This window comes from Paenibacillus sp. FSL K6-0276, from assembly GCF_037977235.1.
In the GTDB taxonomy this organism is placed as follows: Bacteria; Bacillota; Bacilli; order Paenibacillales; family Paenibacillaceae; genus Paenibacillus_AQ.
In genome coordinates, this window is record NZ_CP150276.1 from 3016863 (window position 1) to 3032936 (window position 16074).

The following is a 16074-nucleotide window of genomic DNA, read 5'->3' on the forward strand; positions in this document are numbered from 1 at the left end:
ATCATTTTAAGAAAAGAAGGAGGAAAATTAGATGAAGCAGCAGGTTGAACGGGGCGTCGCTCCAAGTCTGGAATGGTTGTCAGACCCTTCTATTTATGCAGTAGGCAGAATACACGCGCACTCCGATCATCGGTATTACGAAACAACAGTTGAAGCCGAAGGGCTTGGAGAAATGCCTTGGCGCTATAGCCTGAACGGAAGTTGGAAATTTAGTTACTCCCACAATGCTATGGAACGGCAGGCGCATTTTTATAAGGAGAATGTGTCCTGCAGAGGGTGGGATGATATTGAGGTTCCGGGACATATCCAACTTCAGGGTTTTGGGAAACCCCAGTACGTAAATACGATGTACCCATGGGATGGTCATGAGCATCTTAGACCTCCGATGATATCTGAGGACCATAATCCTGTAGGTAGCTATGTGAAATATTTTGTAGTACCTGCGGGCTGGGAACAACGTCCATTGTATATCTCTTTTCAGGGAGTTGAATCCGCTTTTTATATATGGCTAAATGGAGAGTTTGTTGGCTATAGCGAAGATAGCTTTACACCGAGTAAATTTGATCTGACACCGTATTTGAAGGAAGGTGAGAATAAGCTGGCGGTTGAGGTCTATCAGCGCAGTACCGGGAGTTGGCTGGAGGATCAGGACTTCTGGCGCTTCTCTGGGATCTTTCGCGACGTGTATCTATATACTGTGCCTGATGTTCATGTGCGGGATCTTCATGTTCAGTCCGATCTGGATGAGCAGTTTGAGCAGGGAACGGTGACAGCTGAGCTGCAGTTGATGGGTAAGCCAGCTTCGAAAGTGCTCCTTGAGCTTAAGGATAAAGCAGGAAATCTTGTAGTTTGTAGGGAGACTGGAGTTTCAGGTGATTCCGTTTCGCTTGCGCTTGAGGGATCAAAGGTTCATCTGTGGAGCGCAGAAGATCCTAATTTGTATACCCTTTACGTATCTGTATACAACGCAGCCGGGGATCTTATGGAAGTCGTGCCGCAAAAGGTTGGTTTTCGAAAATTCGAAATGATAGATAAGATTATGCACTTAAATGGTAAACGTATTGTATTCAAAGGTGTCAATCGACACGAGTTTAATTCCCGCTTCGGTCGCAGCATTACGAAAGAGGATATGATATGGGATATAAAGACTTTGAAACAAGCGAATATCAACGCTGTACGGACGTCGCACTATCCGAATGAAACACTCTGGTACGAGCTGTGTGATGAATACGGTGTCTATGTTATTGACGAGATGAATTTAGAGTCGCATGGATCATGGCAGAAAATGGGGATCGTAGAACCGTCTTGGAACATACCAGGCAGTAAGCCTGAATGGCAAGATATCGTAATGGACCGTGCCATTTCTATGGTAGAGAGAGACAAGAACCATCCATCGATTCTGATTTGGTCCTGTGGCAATGAGTCTTTTGCTGGAGAAGTCATTCGGAATGTAGCGAATTATTTTCGAGAGAAGGACTCCACCCGTTTGGTTCATTATGAAGGGGTATTCCATAACCGCGATTATGATGATGCGAGCGATATGGAGAGCCGGATGTATGCGAAAGCAGCAGATATCGAAATATATTTAAAAGAGAATCCATTAAAGCCATATATTAGCTGTGAATATATGCATGCGATGGGTAATTCCGTCGGAGGCCTGCATAAATACACAGAGTTAGAACAGAAGTATCTAATGTATCAAGGTGGATTCATCTGGGATTTCATGGACCAGGTTATCGTAAAAAATGATCGATATGGCAAACCCTACATGGCTTATGGTGGAGACTTCGATGACCGTTCAACCGATTACAACTTCTCCGGAAATGGAATAGTGTATGCGGATCGGAGATGGTCTCCGAAAATGCAGGAAGTGAAATTTCTGTATCAGAACATCAAACTGTCCCCGGATTGCCATGGCGTTACCATCAGAAATGAGAACTTATTTGTTGGCTTGGATGCTTATAAATTAAATTATTGTCTGAATTATGAGGGCAGGGAATTCCATCGTGGAAATGTATTCGCCCAGGTTAAACCCGGAGAAGAAAGATATGTAGAACTTGATTTACCAGAGACTAATCAGTCTGGTGAGTATAGTTTAGATGTTTCTCTTGTGCTCAAGGAAGATTCGTTATGGGCGAACGCAGGTTATGAAATCGCTTTTGGACAGCATGTTTTTCAAGTGGAGAACAAGTTGACAGATGAGGCTACAACACATACTAAGGTAACCCCTGTTGTGAATGATTTTCGCGTAGTTGAAGGGGACGTAAATATTGGCGTTCATGGTCGTGACTTCTCCGTTATGTTCTCAAAGCAGGCTGGTACACTAATATCCGTCAAATATTCGGGACGGGAAATGATCTCGTCGCCGCCGGCACCGCTCTTTTGGAGAGCTATGACAGACAACGACAAGGGTGCGGGAATGCATTTCGACTCTTCCCCTTGGTTTGCAGCAAGTTTGACGCGAAGAACGTTAAGTTTTGAGCTTATGGAAGAAGAAGACCGAGCGACTGTGACTTACGTCTATAAACTGAGTGTGTCAGAGGAAGTTCGAGTAAGTGTAATTTACACGGTGTTCTCCGATGGAAGCATAAGGATAAAATCACGCTACCATGGAGAACCGGGTTTACCGCAGTTTCCCCTCTTCGCTTTAACCTTCAAGGTGCCTGCGGATTATTACCAGCTGAATTGGTATGCGAATGGGCCGGAAGAGAATTATATTGACCGTGCGTTTGGTGCGAGATTATGTCGCTTTCACAATCATGCGGTGGACAATGTGTCGTCCTATTTGGTACCGCAGGAATCGGGAAACCGCACAGGTGTGCGAGAGGTAACAATAACCAACGACCATGGTCAAGGGATCATAATATCGGCACCAGTCGCAGCCCCTGTTGAAGCCAATATATCGCCATATACGGCAATGGAGCTGGAGAATGCGACGCATCATTATGAGCTGCCGAACATTCATCATACCGTTGTTACGATTGCTGGTCGTCAAATGGGTGTAGGCGGCGATGACAGTTGGGGAGCGCCAGTCCTTGATGAATATCAAATTGATCCTTCGGTAGATATGGATTTTGAGTTTACGATTCGCAGAGCTTAATTTGAGACGGATAACGGTTGCCCCAATTGTAAGGTTGGGGCAACCAAATCCTATTTGTGAATGATGAAATAGTTATAAAATACATAATTGTAATCGGTTATATTTTATGAGGGAGGTGTTTAAAATCTAGAAAATGATGTAGTCACAATGATGGACGCTGTTAAAAGAGAAGTGGTTACAAGATCATTTTATGTAGAAGGGGTATCTAGATCTAATACTTGATTGACAACATCCCCTTTCTTTAGTGCTGCATCACTAAATACGATTGTTTTCACATTGCTCCAGACAATTCTTTGTGGACTAGTAGCATATAAATTGAATATCGCTGAATCAAACGAATCGCCATCTGCTTTACCGACGAAAGTTTTCTGTTGCTGGCTCTGACCTGCCTCTTTCTTGGCAATGCCACTAAAGTTAACCATTTGGATATAAACAACGACTTTGTTATCTATATAATCGACTCCTAATGTATTTACATAGACCATATGCTCAATTTCTTTTGATCCCCAACAACCTGTAAGCAGCATGGAGAGTAGAACGGTAACAAGAATGCATCGGATCAATTTTCCTTTCAATGGTCTCGATTTTCTTTACCAAAGCATTAATCATTTAAATTTCATGTACAATAGTTCATATGATTAAACCATTAAACCAAAGGGGCGGCCTATGGATAGACAAGATCGCTTGATGAATCTCGCTGAGGGATTTCGTGAATGCAGCAAGGCTCTAGCAGCCATTGGAGATGAGACACGTCAATCTATCATTATTGCTTTAATTGAAGGTGAAAGTATAGCGTTTTTGAAACGGGAATTGGAGACTGACCGCTTAATTTAGAGACAAAATAAAAAGCAACCCACTAGTCATTATTGGTGGGTTGCTTATCTTTTAAATATGAAGATTGACGCATTCTATTCAAATTGTATCCTATCTCTCAACTACAGTTTCACCTTCAATTAACACGGGTTGATAATAAGTGTTGTTGGGCAGGTCTTTTTTTCCTTGCAGTTTCTTAATGACCCAATCTGCTGCATCTCGTCCCATAGTTTCTTGTGGATGTGTCAAAGTGGTTAGTTTGATGTTCGCATTTTTGGCGATATAGGAATTGTCCTGCCCAATAATCGATAATTCCTCCGGAATAGCGATATCCAACTGTCTGCAGGCATTGACCACTTCCAACCCGACGACTACGCGAACCAACGCACCTTCTACTGACGGCACTGCAACTTTCACCCTGTTCTGGAGTGTAAGACAGTCGAAGAGAGCGACTGGAAGCAATGTCGCTATCACGTTGTATCATTAACTTTAACAACAGACCAAATTATTGCTTATGCAAAACTTGTTAACTTGGAATATGTAGTTATTAAATAATTTCAAAGCACCCTGAATCTTGAAAAAGCAAAAAAAGAACCTTTTTATTAAGGTTCTTTTTTTGCTTTTCCTTAGTTTGTTCACCGTATGCTTCTATGTTAGCATGTAAATTAGGTTTGAGAAAAATGACGGTGGTCAAGCTAAGTTTCGACAATTTAATTACATGTGATTTTAAGACAGAGAGGATTTTTCGAAAATGAAGCACCCATTTATATTGAATGCCGTATGGAACGGCGGTCGTAATAGTGATGGAATGATTGAAGCTGGACAACTCAAGACTCAAATCTCCATTCCGAAGGAAATGGGAGGACCCGGAGTTGGAACGAATCCTGATGAGATGCTTCTAGGTGCCGCGGCAACCTGCTATCTCATTACACTAGCAGCTATGCTGGAGCGATCAGGGCTTACGACTTCCAGTCTGACCTTAATGTCAGAGGCGACAGTAGATGTAACAAATAACATTTTTACATATGAAGCCATCAAACATTCACCCATCATCACACTTATCAAAGATGCGTCAGAGGACGATATTGATAAAGCAATTCGTATTGCCCACAAAGCAGAAGGCTCCTGCATGATTTCCAGAGCTGTAGCAGGAAACGTACAAATTACCACAGAACCAACAGTGCTGACATCAAGTTTGTAAGGGTAGGTTCTTAAGGTGTTATCCTTTAGGTAATCAGAGAGGAGACGTTAACTTTGAATGTTGAGTTGTATAAGGATTTGATCAAGGATGAACGTGGGAATTATTACGTAGCGGTACAAAAAGAGGGCAATGAACTGACTTTGGTAAACGCAATGTTCGAACGATCTTACCGGATCTGTGGGAATTTAATAAAGAGTTCAAAAAGAAATATGCGGAATACTAGCACCAGTTCATCGGCAAAATGATTATGGATATGCTACGGCACGATATTGTATTCGCGTCCAAAGATGATGGACATGGACGAATGCATGATCTGGCTGCGGTTTCCAGCGATTATAAGGTAAGGACGTCCGATAACCGCCCGTCCGGCCCCACCTGAATCACCGGAGCTATGGCTGCTGGGTACAAACAAGAAAAGTGCGGCATATGCTGCCGAGTTTGGAGCAGTCTATGTGTTTAGTCAATTCATGAGCGATGTAGCTGGGGGAGAGATTTTGCAGGCTTACCGAGAAGCACTTCTGAGTTGACATTATTCCAACAAGAAGGCTCAGCCGAAGAGAAGTCCAAGCTCTTGGAACGCAAGTTGCTGGTAGGCACACCCGAAAGGATTAAAGAAAAGCTGGAACAGTTATCTCACTTGTATGAAGTTGATGAATTCATTATCGTTACTATGATTCCAGACTATGAGAAACGGCTGCATTCGTTTGAGCTGCTTGCCCGTGCTTGCTTGAATTTTTAACTAATGAATAAGAAAGAGATCCTCTTGCTAAGCTTCCTCGGTATGATTTGATTTACTCACGCAAGCTCGTGTATTCGCAGGATTTCACCCACCTTGAGATTTGGTTGATGAATGAAGAGAGCCAGGTTTGCTAAGATGTACGGTCAGAAGGCGTGCGGGAATAGAGGAGGGAGTAGTTCCACCCAATTTGTTCCACTTGCTGCACGTATTCTCCACGATACCCCTAGCGATTTTCACTCCCATGTCTCAACGGGTCAAATGCCCTTTCATTCCTTCGTTACACCTATCTAAGGTGTGGAGGTCGGGCTTTCTAACGGAACGGGTCGGAGTCCTTTTGCGTAACATCTACCGATACTTCGTGCTTTCTTTGTAATCCTGCGAATAAACCAACTTACGTGAGTTGGTATTAAGCTGCCAATGCAAAGACTTTACTTGGGTTGTAGGCTTCATCGCTGCGTGCCATTCCGACTAAAAGACGGGCCAGCTTTCCGCATAACTTCATGATGAACTTCATCTTTTTAAGCTTTTTAACCTGGACGTTATGTTGATGAAAAGCCTTAAATTCTTCGTTAACATGACCATGCACATCGTGATTAAATAAAGGAAGTGTCGAAGGCGCGGGCGGCCTCGTTTACTCAACGACATCTGACCTTTCCATTTTCCCGAACTTGCTTCGGTCAAAATTTAGACCTGCGTAACGCAGTAGTGCGTTACCATGCGTGAAACCGCTCAGATCGCCTGATTCCCCTAGAACGCCAGTTAAATAAGTCGCACTTATGAGAACGCTGGTGGCGTACCATTTACTGCTACCTACATTCAAGCAAAAGGTGATCCGATTGCGGATCTCTACGAGGATATTGCGGCGGAGGAGATGGCGAGAGCAACTTATCAGTGGCTAATTGATCTTACAGACGATGTTGATCTTCAAGACAGTCTGAAGTTTTTACGGGAGCGTGAGATCGTGTATTCGCTGCGATTTCGGGAAGCGGTGGAAATACTCAAGGAAAAACGTGACGAGAAGATATTTTATTAGATATAAACCTCTCAGCAGTGTAGTTTAACTGCAGGGAGGTTTTTTATGGTTTAAATTAGTCTCTACCTTGAAATCAGAGGTTGACTTTACGCACAAACATAGCGGAGGGTCGGAAGAACCCTCCGAACCCGCAGCGGCTTACTTTACGAGCGGTCAACCGCTGATTTTGATTTTGAGCCTTAAATTACTTAGTACTTTCAAAGAGTTTATTTGAAGATAAGGCTGTTTCCAAATCTAAGCAAGGAAAATTCGATAACAATTCAGATAAAATTCCTTTTAGTGGAACAAGGGAAGCTTCGCGGACTTCATTATCTCTAGGCTATTCTGGTGTTTTAAATCTATGAAATAGGTTGCATTCCATCTTGGCCTGTATTTGTAAGAGAACTTGAGAGCAGGGGGTTCATGTTAAATCACATTATACTATTTGTGGCAAGGCGGAAAGATGCGAAATAAATTGATACATAGACCAAGCCTTGATTTAGAGGTTTCATATCAAAAAGCGATTAAATACGTTCGAGATGTGGAAAAGACTATATAGATCAATGTCTTGATAACTTCCCAATAGCGGTTTGGAGGCAAAAAAAGCACGAGAACATCTCGTGCTTTTTTTGCCTCTTATTTTCCTAGCCCTTCGAGTTCGTCCAACGCTTTCGATAGAACTACATTGATTACCTTCCTTTTAAAACCCTTGTTGTGTTGCTACGTAAGTGCATCAAAACGCTGTTTTAGCCCTTTTTCGATCAAGTAGGTATCGTGGGTGTACCTAAACACAGACTTATTAGAGTGGGGACTAATTTATTATCATTAAATATGGAAGGTGAGTCGAAAAATCGGCTCACTATTTTATATTTTCTTTACGCCATCTTCATCTGAGTGTGATAGGCTTAATACAATTATAAAAGATAACCGTTAGGTTACAATAAAATCACGATTTGTATGCAAAGTGACAGTTTACATAGGAGGAACAATAGAAGTGACAAAAACGATATTAATCGTGGAAGATGAACATATTTTACGGGAAATTATAAAAGATTATTTGATGAATGAGAATTATAATGTGCTAGAGGCTGTGGACGGCAATGAAGCATTAGCCTTATTTCAAGCCAATGAGGTTCATTTAATCATTCTTGATATTATGCTGCCGGGGCTGGATGGCTGGTCTGTTTGCAGACGAATACGAAAAACATCCAACGTTCCTATCATTATGTTAACGGCAAGAGTAGACGAAGATGATACATTGCTCGGATTCGAATTAGGTGCGGATGATTATGTCACTAAGCCGTACAGTCCGCCTGTTTTATTAGCGAGAACGAAACGACTTTTGGACAGCAGATACCCCAAAGAACGATCGACGGACACCGCAGTATCAAGTACTGATAAAGAAACGAGCATCTTAATGGTAAACGGTTTACGTATGCATTTGCCTTCTCGAACTTTGACCGTAGATGAAGTGGACATATATCTGACTTACACGGAGTTTCAAATTTTAGCTTATTTAATGCAAAATAAAGGAATTGTCATTACGAGGGAGCAACTTATTACGAAAATATGGGGATACGAATACGAAGGTGATGATCGCACAGTAAATACGCATATCCGTAATATAAGAAACAAGCTTGGCGATAAATCGAAAGTGATTACAACCATTGTAAGAACCGGCTATAAATTTAACGGTGAATTATGAGAAGAAGCATTGTACTTAAATTATTTACATTAACAACATTGTTATGCTTATTCATCTTAGCAGCTGTTTATTTGGGACAAACGATCTTCTTCAAACAATATTACGCGAATCGAAAAGTAGCTGATATACAAGCTAATATTCAAGCCTTTAAAACGGATTTGTTAAATAGCGATGGAAATGTTCTAGCGCTTCAGAAGTTGGAGCAAGATTTTTATCGTGAAAATAACACGTGGATTACCACTTTAGACAGCTATGGCAACTTAAAAAATGCAAATGATTTTTATTTGGAAGTAAAAACAGATATTAATAAATATGAACCAGATTGGTCAAATAAAATCATATCGGTACCTTTGTATCATTTGATGAACATTGAAGAAGTATTAAATACAGATCAAAATCAGTTATCAGAACTGTTAAAGCCCGGAACAGCTGTTAATATTTTTATGTATGCAACTGATTCAGCATTAATACCTTATGAACTGGATGTAGAAAATAGCAAAGATAATTGGAGAAATGAGATTATAGCTAAAAAATTATACGAGCTCGCATTACAAATCAAAAAATCAGAAAAAAAAGAGGATGCTCAAATTCCTGAAATAGAATTTAACCCCATTCCTGAAATGAAATTGAACGGAACGATTACGAAGATGCTTGTACGCAAAGGGAATGAATCTTCCAGCTTCATCTATACCAATCGTATGTTTATGGAAAAAATGAAGCAATACCAAGCCTACCTCGACATAGATTTGGATTCTTATTCACAACAGGAGATAACTGATTTTGCTCGAAAGTTTACAAATATGAATCCTGAAATAGAGTATAACCCCATTCCTGATTTGATGATGAGCGGAACGATTACAAAGGTGCGTTTACCCAAAGGGAATGAATCTTCCAGCTTCATGTATACCAATCGTTTGTTTATGGAAAGGATGAAGCAGTTTCAAGCCAACTTATTATTCGACGAAGATTTGGAGCCTTATAGACAACAGCAAATACTTGATTTTACTCAAAACGATGTTAAATACAAACTATTCATTGACCCTATAAAAGATCATAATGGTCAAACGAGCTACATTTTCTCAATGGCATCGCTGCAGCCCGTTGATGAAGCTGTACAGATGCTCAAAGATTATTATGTGTACATGATTGCGCTTGTGCTACTCCTTATTGTGTTTGTTTCTTTGTATTATTCAAGAAAAATTGCCAGACCTTTATTGCAAATTAATGAGACGACTAAACGGATAGCAAACTTGGATTTTTCGAAAAAAATTCAAATCAAATCAAGTGATGAGATCGGGGATTTGTCTAGAAGCATCAATTCCTTATCCCATACGCTGCATTCGTATATCGAACAGCTGCAGCAGGATATTGAGAAGGAAAAACAATTGGAAAGCACGAGGAAACAGTTCATATCAGGCGTGTCCCACGAGCTGAAGACGCCGCTTAGTGTAATGAAAAGCTGCATTTCTATTTTGAAAGATGGCGTTGCAACCCATAAGAGAGAGCATTATTTTGACGCTATGGAAAAAGAAGTGGACCGGATGGATCTGCTCATTGTCGATATGCTTGAACTTGCCAAATTCGAATCAGGCACCTACAAAATGTTGATGGAGCCGTTTTGCATTGATAAAAGCATTGAAACGATTTGTGATCAGTTAATTCTTCAAATTGCGGTTAAGCAACTTCATCTGCATACCGATCTAATATCCGTAGAAGTAATGGCTAATCAGAATCGGATTGAGCAGGTCATCACTAATTTCTTAACAAATGCGATACGTTATACACCTGATTATGAGCATATCTATATTACAGTTCGAGAAGAGCAAGAGCTGATTAAGGTTAGTTTTGAAAATAAAGGTACGCATATACCTGCCGAACAGCTGGATAAATTATGGGATCGATTCTATCGTGGAGATGCTGCGCGACATCGAGCATTAGGCGGTACTGGCCTCGGACTTGCCATCTCCAAAAACATTTTGGAGCTTCATGGTGTATCCTACGGCGCAATGAATACGGTTGACGGCGTACTGTTTTACTTTTATTTAAAAAAAGCATAGCGATGTAGGCTTTAAAAACCACTTCCATGACGTGTTCTAACAACGTCAAGCGCAAGTGGTTTTTTTTTTGTAACCATCTTCATTTCATCTTCACTTCGGCTCCGTTTTATCTTTATCTCTCACAAGTACACTGTTAATAAGTTAATAGATTAACAAATTAAAAATAACAACGAGAGATAAGTGATGAGCAAACTATGAAAATCAAAAGAATGATGAGAAAAACGATCTTTATTTCCTTTATTGCAATCGCAGAATTATTTTTCTACAAAATGTTTCTTAAAGTGGAAGTGACTGACTTAACAAGTAAGGAGGCTATTATCAACCCCACTATTGAAAAGAGCGATCTTATTTTAGAAGGGAAAAAGATAGTGCTTGATGCTGGTCACGGCGGACGTGATATCGGCGCAACAGGCCAGTCTGGACTGGAAGAGAAAGAAATAACGCTCCATACGATCCAAAACATTGAAAAGCTTCTGCTAGAGAAAACAAGAGCAGAAGTGATCTTAACCCGTGACGAGGATGAGTCACTGTCACTCGCGGAACGGACGAAAATATCTAACGATCATAACGCCGATCTATTTATAAGTGTTCATTACGATGCTTTTGAAACGAGTGATGTATCGGGGATAACAACTTATTACAGTGAAGATAAGGACCAGCAATTAGCAAATCTTATTCATGGAAAAATATTTAAACAAAACATGGAAGTAAGAGATCGAGGCGTTTCTTATGGTGACTATCATGTTTTACGTGAGAACGAAAGCCCTTCGATATTGTTGGAGCTAGGTTTTATTTCAAATAAAGAGGATGAGCAGCGTATGCAATCACAAGAGTTCCAAACCAATACATCAAACTTGATTGCAGAGGGTATTATTGAATATTTATCCAAGTAGTGCTTTGAAAAAGGAAGTGGACTGCATTGAAGTTCCAAAAATGGTTTCGTAAACAAAGTGTAATTGCAATCGGTTTTCTTGCACCAAGCTTAATTGGTTTTTCTATTTTTTATCTCATTCCATTCGTGATTGGGGTCGGCTATTCCTTTATGGATCGAACGACGAACGGCTCGTTTGTCGGCTTGAGTAACTATAAACAGTTGCTTGATAGTTCTTCGTTTCATAAAGCTTCAGTAAATACGATGTTGTTTACCGGAATAAGTGTGCCGCTCATGATTGCATTGTCACTGCTACTGGCCATGTTTTTGAATCAAAATGTTTTTTTTCGTAAATGGCTCCGTACCGCGTATATTCTACCACTCGTCGTTCCCGTCGCAACTGTAGTCATGATGTGGCAAATTTTATTTGACTGGAACGGCGTGCTCAACAGCTTACTGCACACCCTCGGATACGAAAGAATCGATTGGATGAAATCAGAATGGGCAAGAATGGCGTTATCCGTTATTAGTTTATGGAAAAACATCGGTTACAACATCCTTTTATTTCTTGCTGGTTTGCAAGGCATTCCAAAAGATTATTACGAAACGGCTGATTTAGAGGGGGCTGGCCGCTTATGTAAATTGACCAGCATTACATTAGTCTATTTAACACCAACCCTATTTTTTGTTGTTCTTATGTCAATTATTAATTCATTCAAAATTTTTCGAGAAACCTATTTAATTGCCGGGGATTATCCGCACGACAGCATATACATGCTTCAGCACTATATGAACAACATGTTCTATTTACTTGATGTGGAGAAGCTAACAGCAGCCTCGACATTGATGGTAGCGTTTTTATTGATTTTCGTTTTAGGAATGTTTGCTCTAGAACGACAATTTAGAAGTTTTATGGATTGAAGGTGTACACGATGAAAAAAACAGCATTGATCTATAAATGGACTCTGTCAGCATTTCTAGTCGTTATTGCAGCCGTAATGGTATTTCCAATTATATTCACTTTAATGAACTCATTCATGTCGGAAAATGAAATTGGACGCAACTATGATCTCATTGGCCAAGTGTTGGATATTAATTTAGTCGATTCTAATCCATTTATTACTTTAAAACTAATACCTGATTGGGTGACATTCGAGCAATATGGGAAAATTCTCTTTGGTACTCCAACCTACCTGAACATGTTTTGGAACTCTGTTTTTATGGTTGTTCCTATTATTTTAGGTCAGGTTTTATTCGCTTCCTTAGCAGCATATGCGTTTGCCAAACTGCGGTTTAGAGGTCGTGACCCATTATTTTTAGTTTATGTAATCGTCATGCTAATGCCTTTTCAAGTGACACTCGTTCCAAACTATATTATTGCGGATCACTTAGGTCTCTTAAATAGTGCGAGCGCAATTGTGCTACCAGGAATATTTGCGGCATTTGGGGTGTTTATGCTCCGGCAGTTCATGCTGTCAATCCCATACTCCTATATCGAAGCAGCCATTATGGATGGAGCAGGACATCTGAAAATATTTGTACAAATCATTCTTCCACTAATTAAACCCGGAATTTCTGCGCTAGTTATACTCCTCTTTGTTGATTATTGGAATATGGTAGAGCAGCCGCTAATCTTCTTGGAAGATGCGTTCAAACAGCCATTATCCCTCTACTTATCGCGAATTCAAGAAGAGGCACGTGGTATTGGGTTTGCTGCTTCTGTGCTGTATATGTCACCAATGCTGCTCTTATTTTTATACACAGAATCTTATTTTATTGAAGGTGTTCAGATGTCTGGTATCAAGGGTTAAGTCCATAAGACTAAAACAGAGAGGATAGCGATTTCATGAACGACCAAACAAGTGAACAAGCTGATTATCGAGTAAAGAAGAGGATCAGACATGCAATTGTTCTCTTTATCGCTGCTTTACTCGGCTTTACTCTATACAGCAACACTTTGCTCACGATGAATTTACCTAAAGTGTGGGCAGAAGAGGCAAGCTCCGGACAGCTTATACAGAACTTCAGTGGCAGCGGTATGCTGCAGCCGATAAGCATAGTGGAATTAAATAACAAAGCAGGTTGGGATGTTAAGGAGGTGAGGATAAAAGTCGGAGATCGTGTCACAAAGGGACAATCCCTCGTTACCTATAATAGTCGCGAGGCGGAAGATCGTATTCAAGATGATGAAGCAAATCTCGCCCGCTTACAATTAATGATGGAAGGCTTGGAAGAGCAGTACATTGTAGCACTGCACAATCCTGATGACGAAATGATTCGTGAAGCCAAACGAAATCTCGATATCGCACAACTTGAATCAGGCGTGCAGGACCGAAAGCTCCGAAGTATGCGTGATAATTTGAAAAATTTTAGACAGATTACCGCACCATTCGATGGTGTCATTACACAAGTATCAGCGATAAAAGGGCTGCCAAGTGGTCAGGCAGGTGCAGATGTCCGCCTTTCACAAGATGATCTTGGATATCAATTCACGTTAGATATACCATCTTCCATTACAGATCAAATGGAGATAGGAAAAAAAATAAAGGTTGACATTAAGATCAAGGGTAAAGCGCAGTCACTGGACGGTCAAATTAAGAGAATTGAAAATACGAGGGCGGATAATGAGGAAGTGGGTAAGCAAAATGCTATTAAACGAGTCCAAATCTGGGTGCAAAGCAAGCAATTAGAAGGTGGAGAACAGGCAAATGTAAATCTAAGCATGTCTTCTGAGAGCAGTGAAGCAATGCTAATTCCACTTAAAGCCATTCATGGCGAGGGGACTGAACCTTTTATATTTGTTATTGAAGAAAAAACAGGACCTCTTGGCAACACCTATCTAGCACGCAAAGTAGCGATTGACGTGGGTGAATCCAATGATGTTGAAGCAGTAGCTCTATCAGGGGCTTATCCTGGACAATTCATTATTATCGAAAGCAGTGAGCCTCTACAAGATGGCAGCAGAGTACGACTAAATTGAAGAATAGGAGTGAACAGATAAAATGAAGAAGTGCTTAAGTATACTAATGGGTTTGATAATCGTATTAGGTTTAACAGCGTGTATGGGGGGCAACGCGAAAAACAACAATAACACGGGTAGTGGGAATAAGGTCACCCCTGGAAATACAAATCCTCCAAATGAGCAGACCGGCAGCATAGAAGATGAAAATAAAAATACTAAGAAGACAATAGTCATTTCAACGCTTGCTGTTACTGATTTTTATAAAGAAGCGAAGCAGAAATATGAACAAAAACATCCAAACGTAACGGTTCAATTCAAAGAATTCGAGTCTAGTACTACAATGAGCTCAGCAGAAGTGGAGAAGTATATAAAGACAACGACTACAGAAATTTTATCAGGCAAGGGTGCAGACCTATTTGTTATGGATATCATTCCTCTCCCAGTTGAAAAATATATAAACAAAAAAGCATTCGTTAATCTGGACGATTTCATTGCGATGGATTCATCATTTGATCCTAAACTTTATCAAATGAATATTCTAGAAAACTCAAAAATAAATGATGGGTTATATGTACTACCCATTCAGTTTTACTTACAAGCTTTATTCGGTGATAAGAATGTCATAAAAAATGCTGATGTAACCATTGATGATAAAAATTGGACTTGGAGTAAGTTTGCGGAAGTTGGGAAACAATTAGCTGGTCATAACAATGAAACCTATTCTTTAGGAAACATTACACCAGAGGAGATGCTGAATTATTTAGTTTCAGATAACTATTTGCAGTTAGTTGAAGGAAACAACGGGACTGTTAATTTTGAGTCAGAGCTTTTTTTAGATATTCTTAAACGTGTGAAAAGATTGTATGATGACAAAATTCTTACTGCTGAAAACAAAACAAGCCATTTTAATCTCTCTAACATTTATTCTCCAAAGGATTACCTTGGTCGTCTGGCCAATTTCTATGAAGATAGTGCGATTTATCAGAAGCCGCATGCAGCTGGACAGAAATCAGGAATTGCATTTGGTGGACAGAAAAACATAGCTATGAATTCCAACTCAACAGTCAAAGGAACAGCATGGCACTTTATGAAATTTCTAATGTCAGAAGAAATACAAAGCATCCCTCAACAAGATGGTTTCCCCATTCATAAGAAAGTTAGCAACGACATGCTTGATAACTTAATGAAAGAATCAAGTGACGGGAAGATTGAAGATCCGAAAATTGGAAGCGTGCCTATATCTAAAGAGATTCTCGAAGATCTTAAGAAAATGATTAATGGTGCGAGCCTTCCCATTACATTGATGAATAAGGTTCAAACGATAATTGCCGAAGAAGCAAAAACATTCTTCACGGGGCACAAAACCGCTGAAGATGTAGCTGCACTCATTCAAAATCGGGTAACAACTTATATGAATGAGTAACCCAAAACAAATCAAAACATAAACCCTCGTTTTTATAGTAACGGGTTCTACTTTCGGGTGCAAAATCAAGACAGACTTGATGGTTAGGTTAGTAGGTATGTTGAATATGAAAAATACTGATCTTGTTCCAAGCGCTCTTCCCATTTTTTTAATAATACGGTGTTATTTATGTACCGGCTGTCAGGTTCAAA

At 40.1% G+C, this 16074-nt stretch carries 14 protein-coding genes and 4 pseudogenes; 14 read left to right on the plus strand and 4 right to left on the minus strand.

Annotated features, from left to right (window positions below; translation table 11 throughout):
• Nucleotides 1-31: 31 nt before the first annotated feature.
• Complete coding sequence (locus tag MHH52_RS14210) at nt 32-3100, plus strand: glycoside hydrolase family 2 TIM barrel-domain containing protein (protein ID WP_340009353.1); 3069 nt, start codon at nt 32-34, stop codon at nt 3098-3100.
• Between the two features lie 188 nt (nt 3101-3288).
• Here the strand turns inward: MHH52_RS14210 and MHH52_RS14215 are convergent, their stop codons facing one another.
• Nucleotides 3289-3663 (minus strand): hypothetical protein, encoded by a 375-nt coding sequence (locus tag MHH52_RS14215; RefSeq protein ID WP_340009355.1) that lies wholly within the window; start codon nt 3661-3663, stop codon nt 3289-3291.
• 103 nt (nt 3664-3766) lie between these two features.
• On the opposite strand from MHH52_RS14215, the gene MHH52_RS14220 reads away from it, so the two are divergent.
• Nucleotides 3767-3934 carry a hypothetical protein gene (locus MHH52_RS14220; RefSeq protein WP_340009357.1) on the plus strand — a complete coding sequence of 56 codons (168 nt, stop codon included), beginning with the start codon at nt 3767-3769 and terminating at the stop codon, nt 3932-3934.
• 90 nt (nt 3935-4024) lie between these two features.
• Here MHH52_RS14220 and MHH52_RS14225 read toward each other — a convergent pair.
• Nucleotides 4025-4282: pseudogene (locus tag MHH52_RS14225) on the minus strand (substrate-binding domain-containing protein); the annotation flags it as partial.
• On the opposite strand from MHH52_RS14225, the pseudogene MHH52_RS14230 reads away from it, so the two are divergent.
• From MHH52_RS14230 to MHH52_RS14240, 3 genes and pseudogenes are all read left to right on the plus strand, one after another.
• A pseudogene (locus MHH52_RS14230) lies at nt 4281-4388 on the plus strand (glycoside hydrolase family 11 protein); the annotation flags it as partial. The pseudogenes MHH52_RS14225 and MHH52_RS14230 sit on opposite strands and share 2 nt — an antisense overlap.
• A gap of 276 nt (nt 4389-4664) precedes the next feature.
• A complete protein-coding gene (locus tag MHH52_RS14235; RefSeq protein WP_340009359.1) occupies nt 4665-5114 on the plus strand; it encodes an OsmC family protein in 450 nt (149 codons plus the stop codon).
• Nucleotides 5115-5167: 53 nt separating this feature from the next.
• Complete coding sequence (locus MHH52_RS14240; protein ID WP_340009360.1) at nt 5168-5359, plus strand: hypothetical protein; 192 nt, start codon at nt 5168-5170, stop codon at nt 5357-5359.
• 11 nt (nt 5360-5370) lie between these two features.
• Here the strand turns inward: MHH52_RS14240 and MHH52_RS14245 are convergent, their stop codons facing one another.
• Nucleotides 5371-5526 carry a hypothetical protein gene (locus tag MHH52_RS14245; protein WP_340009362.1) on the minus strand — a complete coding sequence of 52 codons (156 nt, stop codon included), beginning with the start codon at nt 5524-5526 and terminating at the stop codon, nt 5371-5373.
• Between the two features lie 111 nt (nt 5527-5637).
• Between MHH52_RS14245 and MHH52_RS14250 the strand changes: the two genes are divergently transcribed.
• Nucleotides 5638-5853: a hypothetical protein gene (locus MHH52_RS14250; protein ID WP_340009364.1), complete on the plus strand. Its 216-nt coding sequence runs from the start codon at nt 5638-5640 to the stop codon at nt 5851-5853.
• A gap of 406 nt (nt 5854-6259) precedes the next feature.
• On the opposite strand, the pseudogene MHH52_RS14255 reads toward MHH52_RS14250, so the two are convergent.
• Nucleotides 6260-6610 (minus strand): annotated as a pseudogene (locus MHH52_RS14255) (IS110 family transposase); the annotation flags it as partial.
• A 24-nt stretch (nt 6611-6634) separates the two neighbouring features.
• On the opposite strand from MHH52_RS14255, the pseudogene MHH52_RS14260 reads away from it, so the two are divergent.
• The 8 genes and pseudogenes from MHH52_RS14260 to MHH52_RS14295 all read left to right on the plus strand — a co-directional run.
• Nucleotides 6635-6886, plus strand: a pseudogene (locus MHH52_RS14260) (manganese catalase family protein); the annotation flags it as partial.
• Nucleotides 6887-7859: 973 nt separating this feature from the next.
• Nucleotides 7860-8570 (plus strand): response regulator transcription factor, encoded by a 711-nt coding sequence (locus MHH52_RS14265; RefSeq protein WP_340009366.1) that lies wholly within the window; start codon nt 7860-7862, stop codon nt 8568-8570.
• Nucleotides 8567-10627, plus strand: coding sequence for a HAMP domain-containing sensor histidine kinase (locus tag MHH52_RS14270; RefSeq protein WP_340009368.1), 2061 nt, complete (start codon nt 8567-8569; stop codon nt 10625-10627). The genes MHH52_RS14265 and MHH52_RS14270 overlap by 4 nt, the downstream gene beginning before the upstream one ends.
• 194 nt (nt 10628-10821) lie before the next feature.
• Nucleotides 10822-11520 carry an N-acetylmuramoyl-L-alanine amidase gene (locus MHH52_RS14275; protein WP_340009370.1) on the plus strand — a complete coding sequence of 233 codons (699 nt, stop codon included), beginning with the start codon at nt 10822-10824 and terminating at the stop codon, nt 11518-11520.
• A gap of 26 nt (nt 11521-11546) precedes the next feature.
• On the plus strand, nt 11547-12419 hold the full coding sequence (locus tag MHH52_RS14280) for a sugar ABC transporter permease (RefSeq protein ID WP_340009372.1): 873 nt from the start codon (nt 11547-11549) through the stop codon (nt 12417-12419).
• An 11-nt stretch (nt 12420-12430) separates the two neighbouring features.
• Nucleotides 12431-13309 (plus strand): carbohydrate ABC transporter permease, encoded by an 879-nt coding sequence (locus tag MHH52_RS14285; RefSeq protein WP_313639982.1) that lies wholly within the window; start codon nt 12431-12433, stop codon nt 13307-13309.
• 35 nt (nt 13310-13344) lie between these two features.
• Nucleotides 13345-14478 carry an efflux RND transporter periplasmic adaptor subunit gene (locus MHH52_RS14290; RefSeq protein WP_340009377.1) on the plus strand — a complete coding sequence of 378 codons (1134 nt, stop codon included), beginning with the start codon at nt 13345-13347 and terminating at the stop codon, nt 14476-14478.
• A 22-nt stretch (nt 14479-14500) separates the two neighbouring features.
• Nucleotides 14501-15883, plus strand: coding sequence for an extracellular solute-binding protein (locus MHH52_RS14295; RefSeq protein WP_340009379.1), 1383 nt, complete (start codon nt 14501-14503; stop codon nt 15881-15883).
• The last annotated feature ends 191 nt before the right edge of the window (nt 15884-16074 follow it).

Coding starts and splice junctions, on each gene's coding strand:
- MHH52_RS14220 (WP_340009357.1), top strand. CDS start 3,767: ATGGATAGACAAGATCGCTTGATGAATCTCGCTGAGGGATTTCGTGAA.
- MHH52_RS14235 (WP_340009359.1), top strand. CDS start 4,665: ATGAAGCACCCATTTATATTGAATGCCGTATGGAACGGCGGTCGTAAT.
- MHH52_RS14285 (WP_313639982.1), top strand. CDS start 12,431: ATGAAAAAAACAGCATTGATCTATAAATGGACTCTGTCAGCATTTCTA.
- MHH52_RS14210 (WP_340009353.1), top strand. CDS start 32: ATGAAGCAGCAGGTTGAACGGGGCGTCGCTCCAAGTCTGGAATGGTTG.
- MHH52_RS14275 (WP_340009370.1), top strand. CDS start 10,822: ATGAAAATCAAAAGAATGATGAGAAAAACGATCTTTATTTCCTTTATT.
- MHH52_RS14290 (WP_340009377.1), top strand. CDS start 13,345: ATGAACGACCAAACAAGTGAACAAGCTGATTATCGAGTAAAGAAGAGG.
- MHH52_RS14270 (WP_340009368.1), top strand. CDS start 8,567: ATGAGAAGAAGCATTGTACTTAAATTATTTACATTAACAACATTGTTA.
- MHH52_RS14295 (WP_340009379.1), top strand. CDS start 14,501: ATGAAGAAGTGCTTAAGTATACTAATGGGTTTGATAATCGTATTAGGT.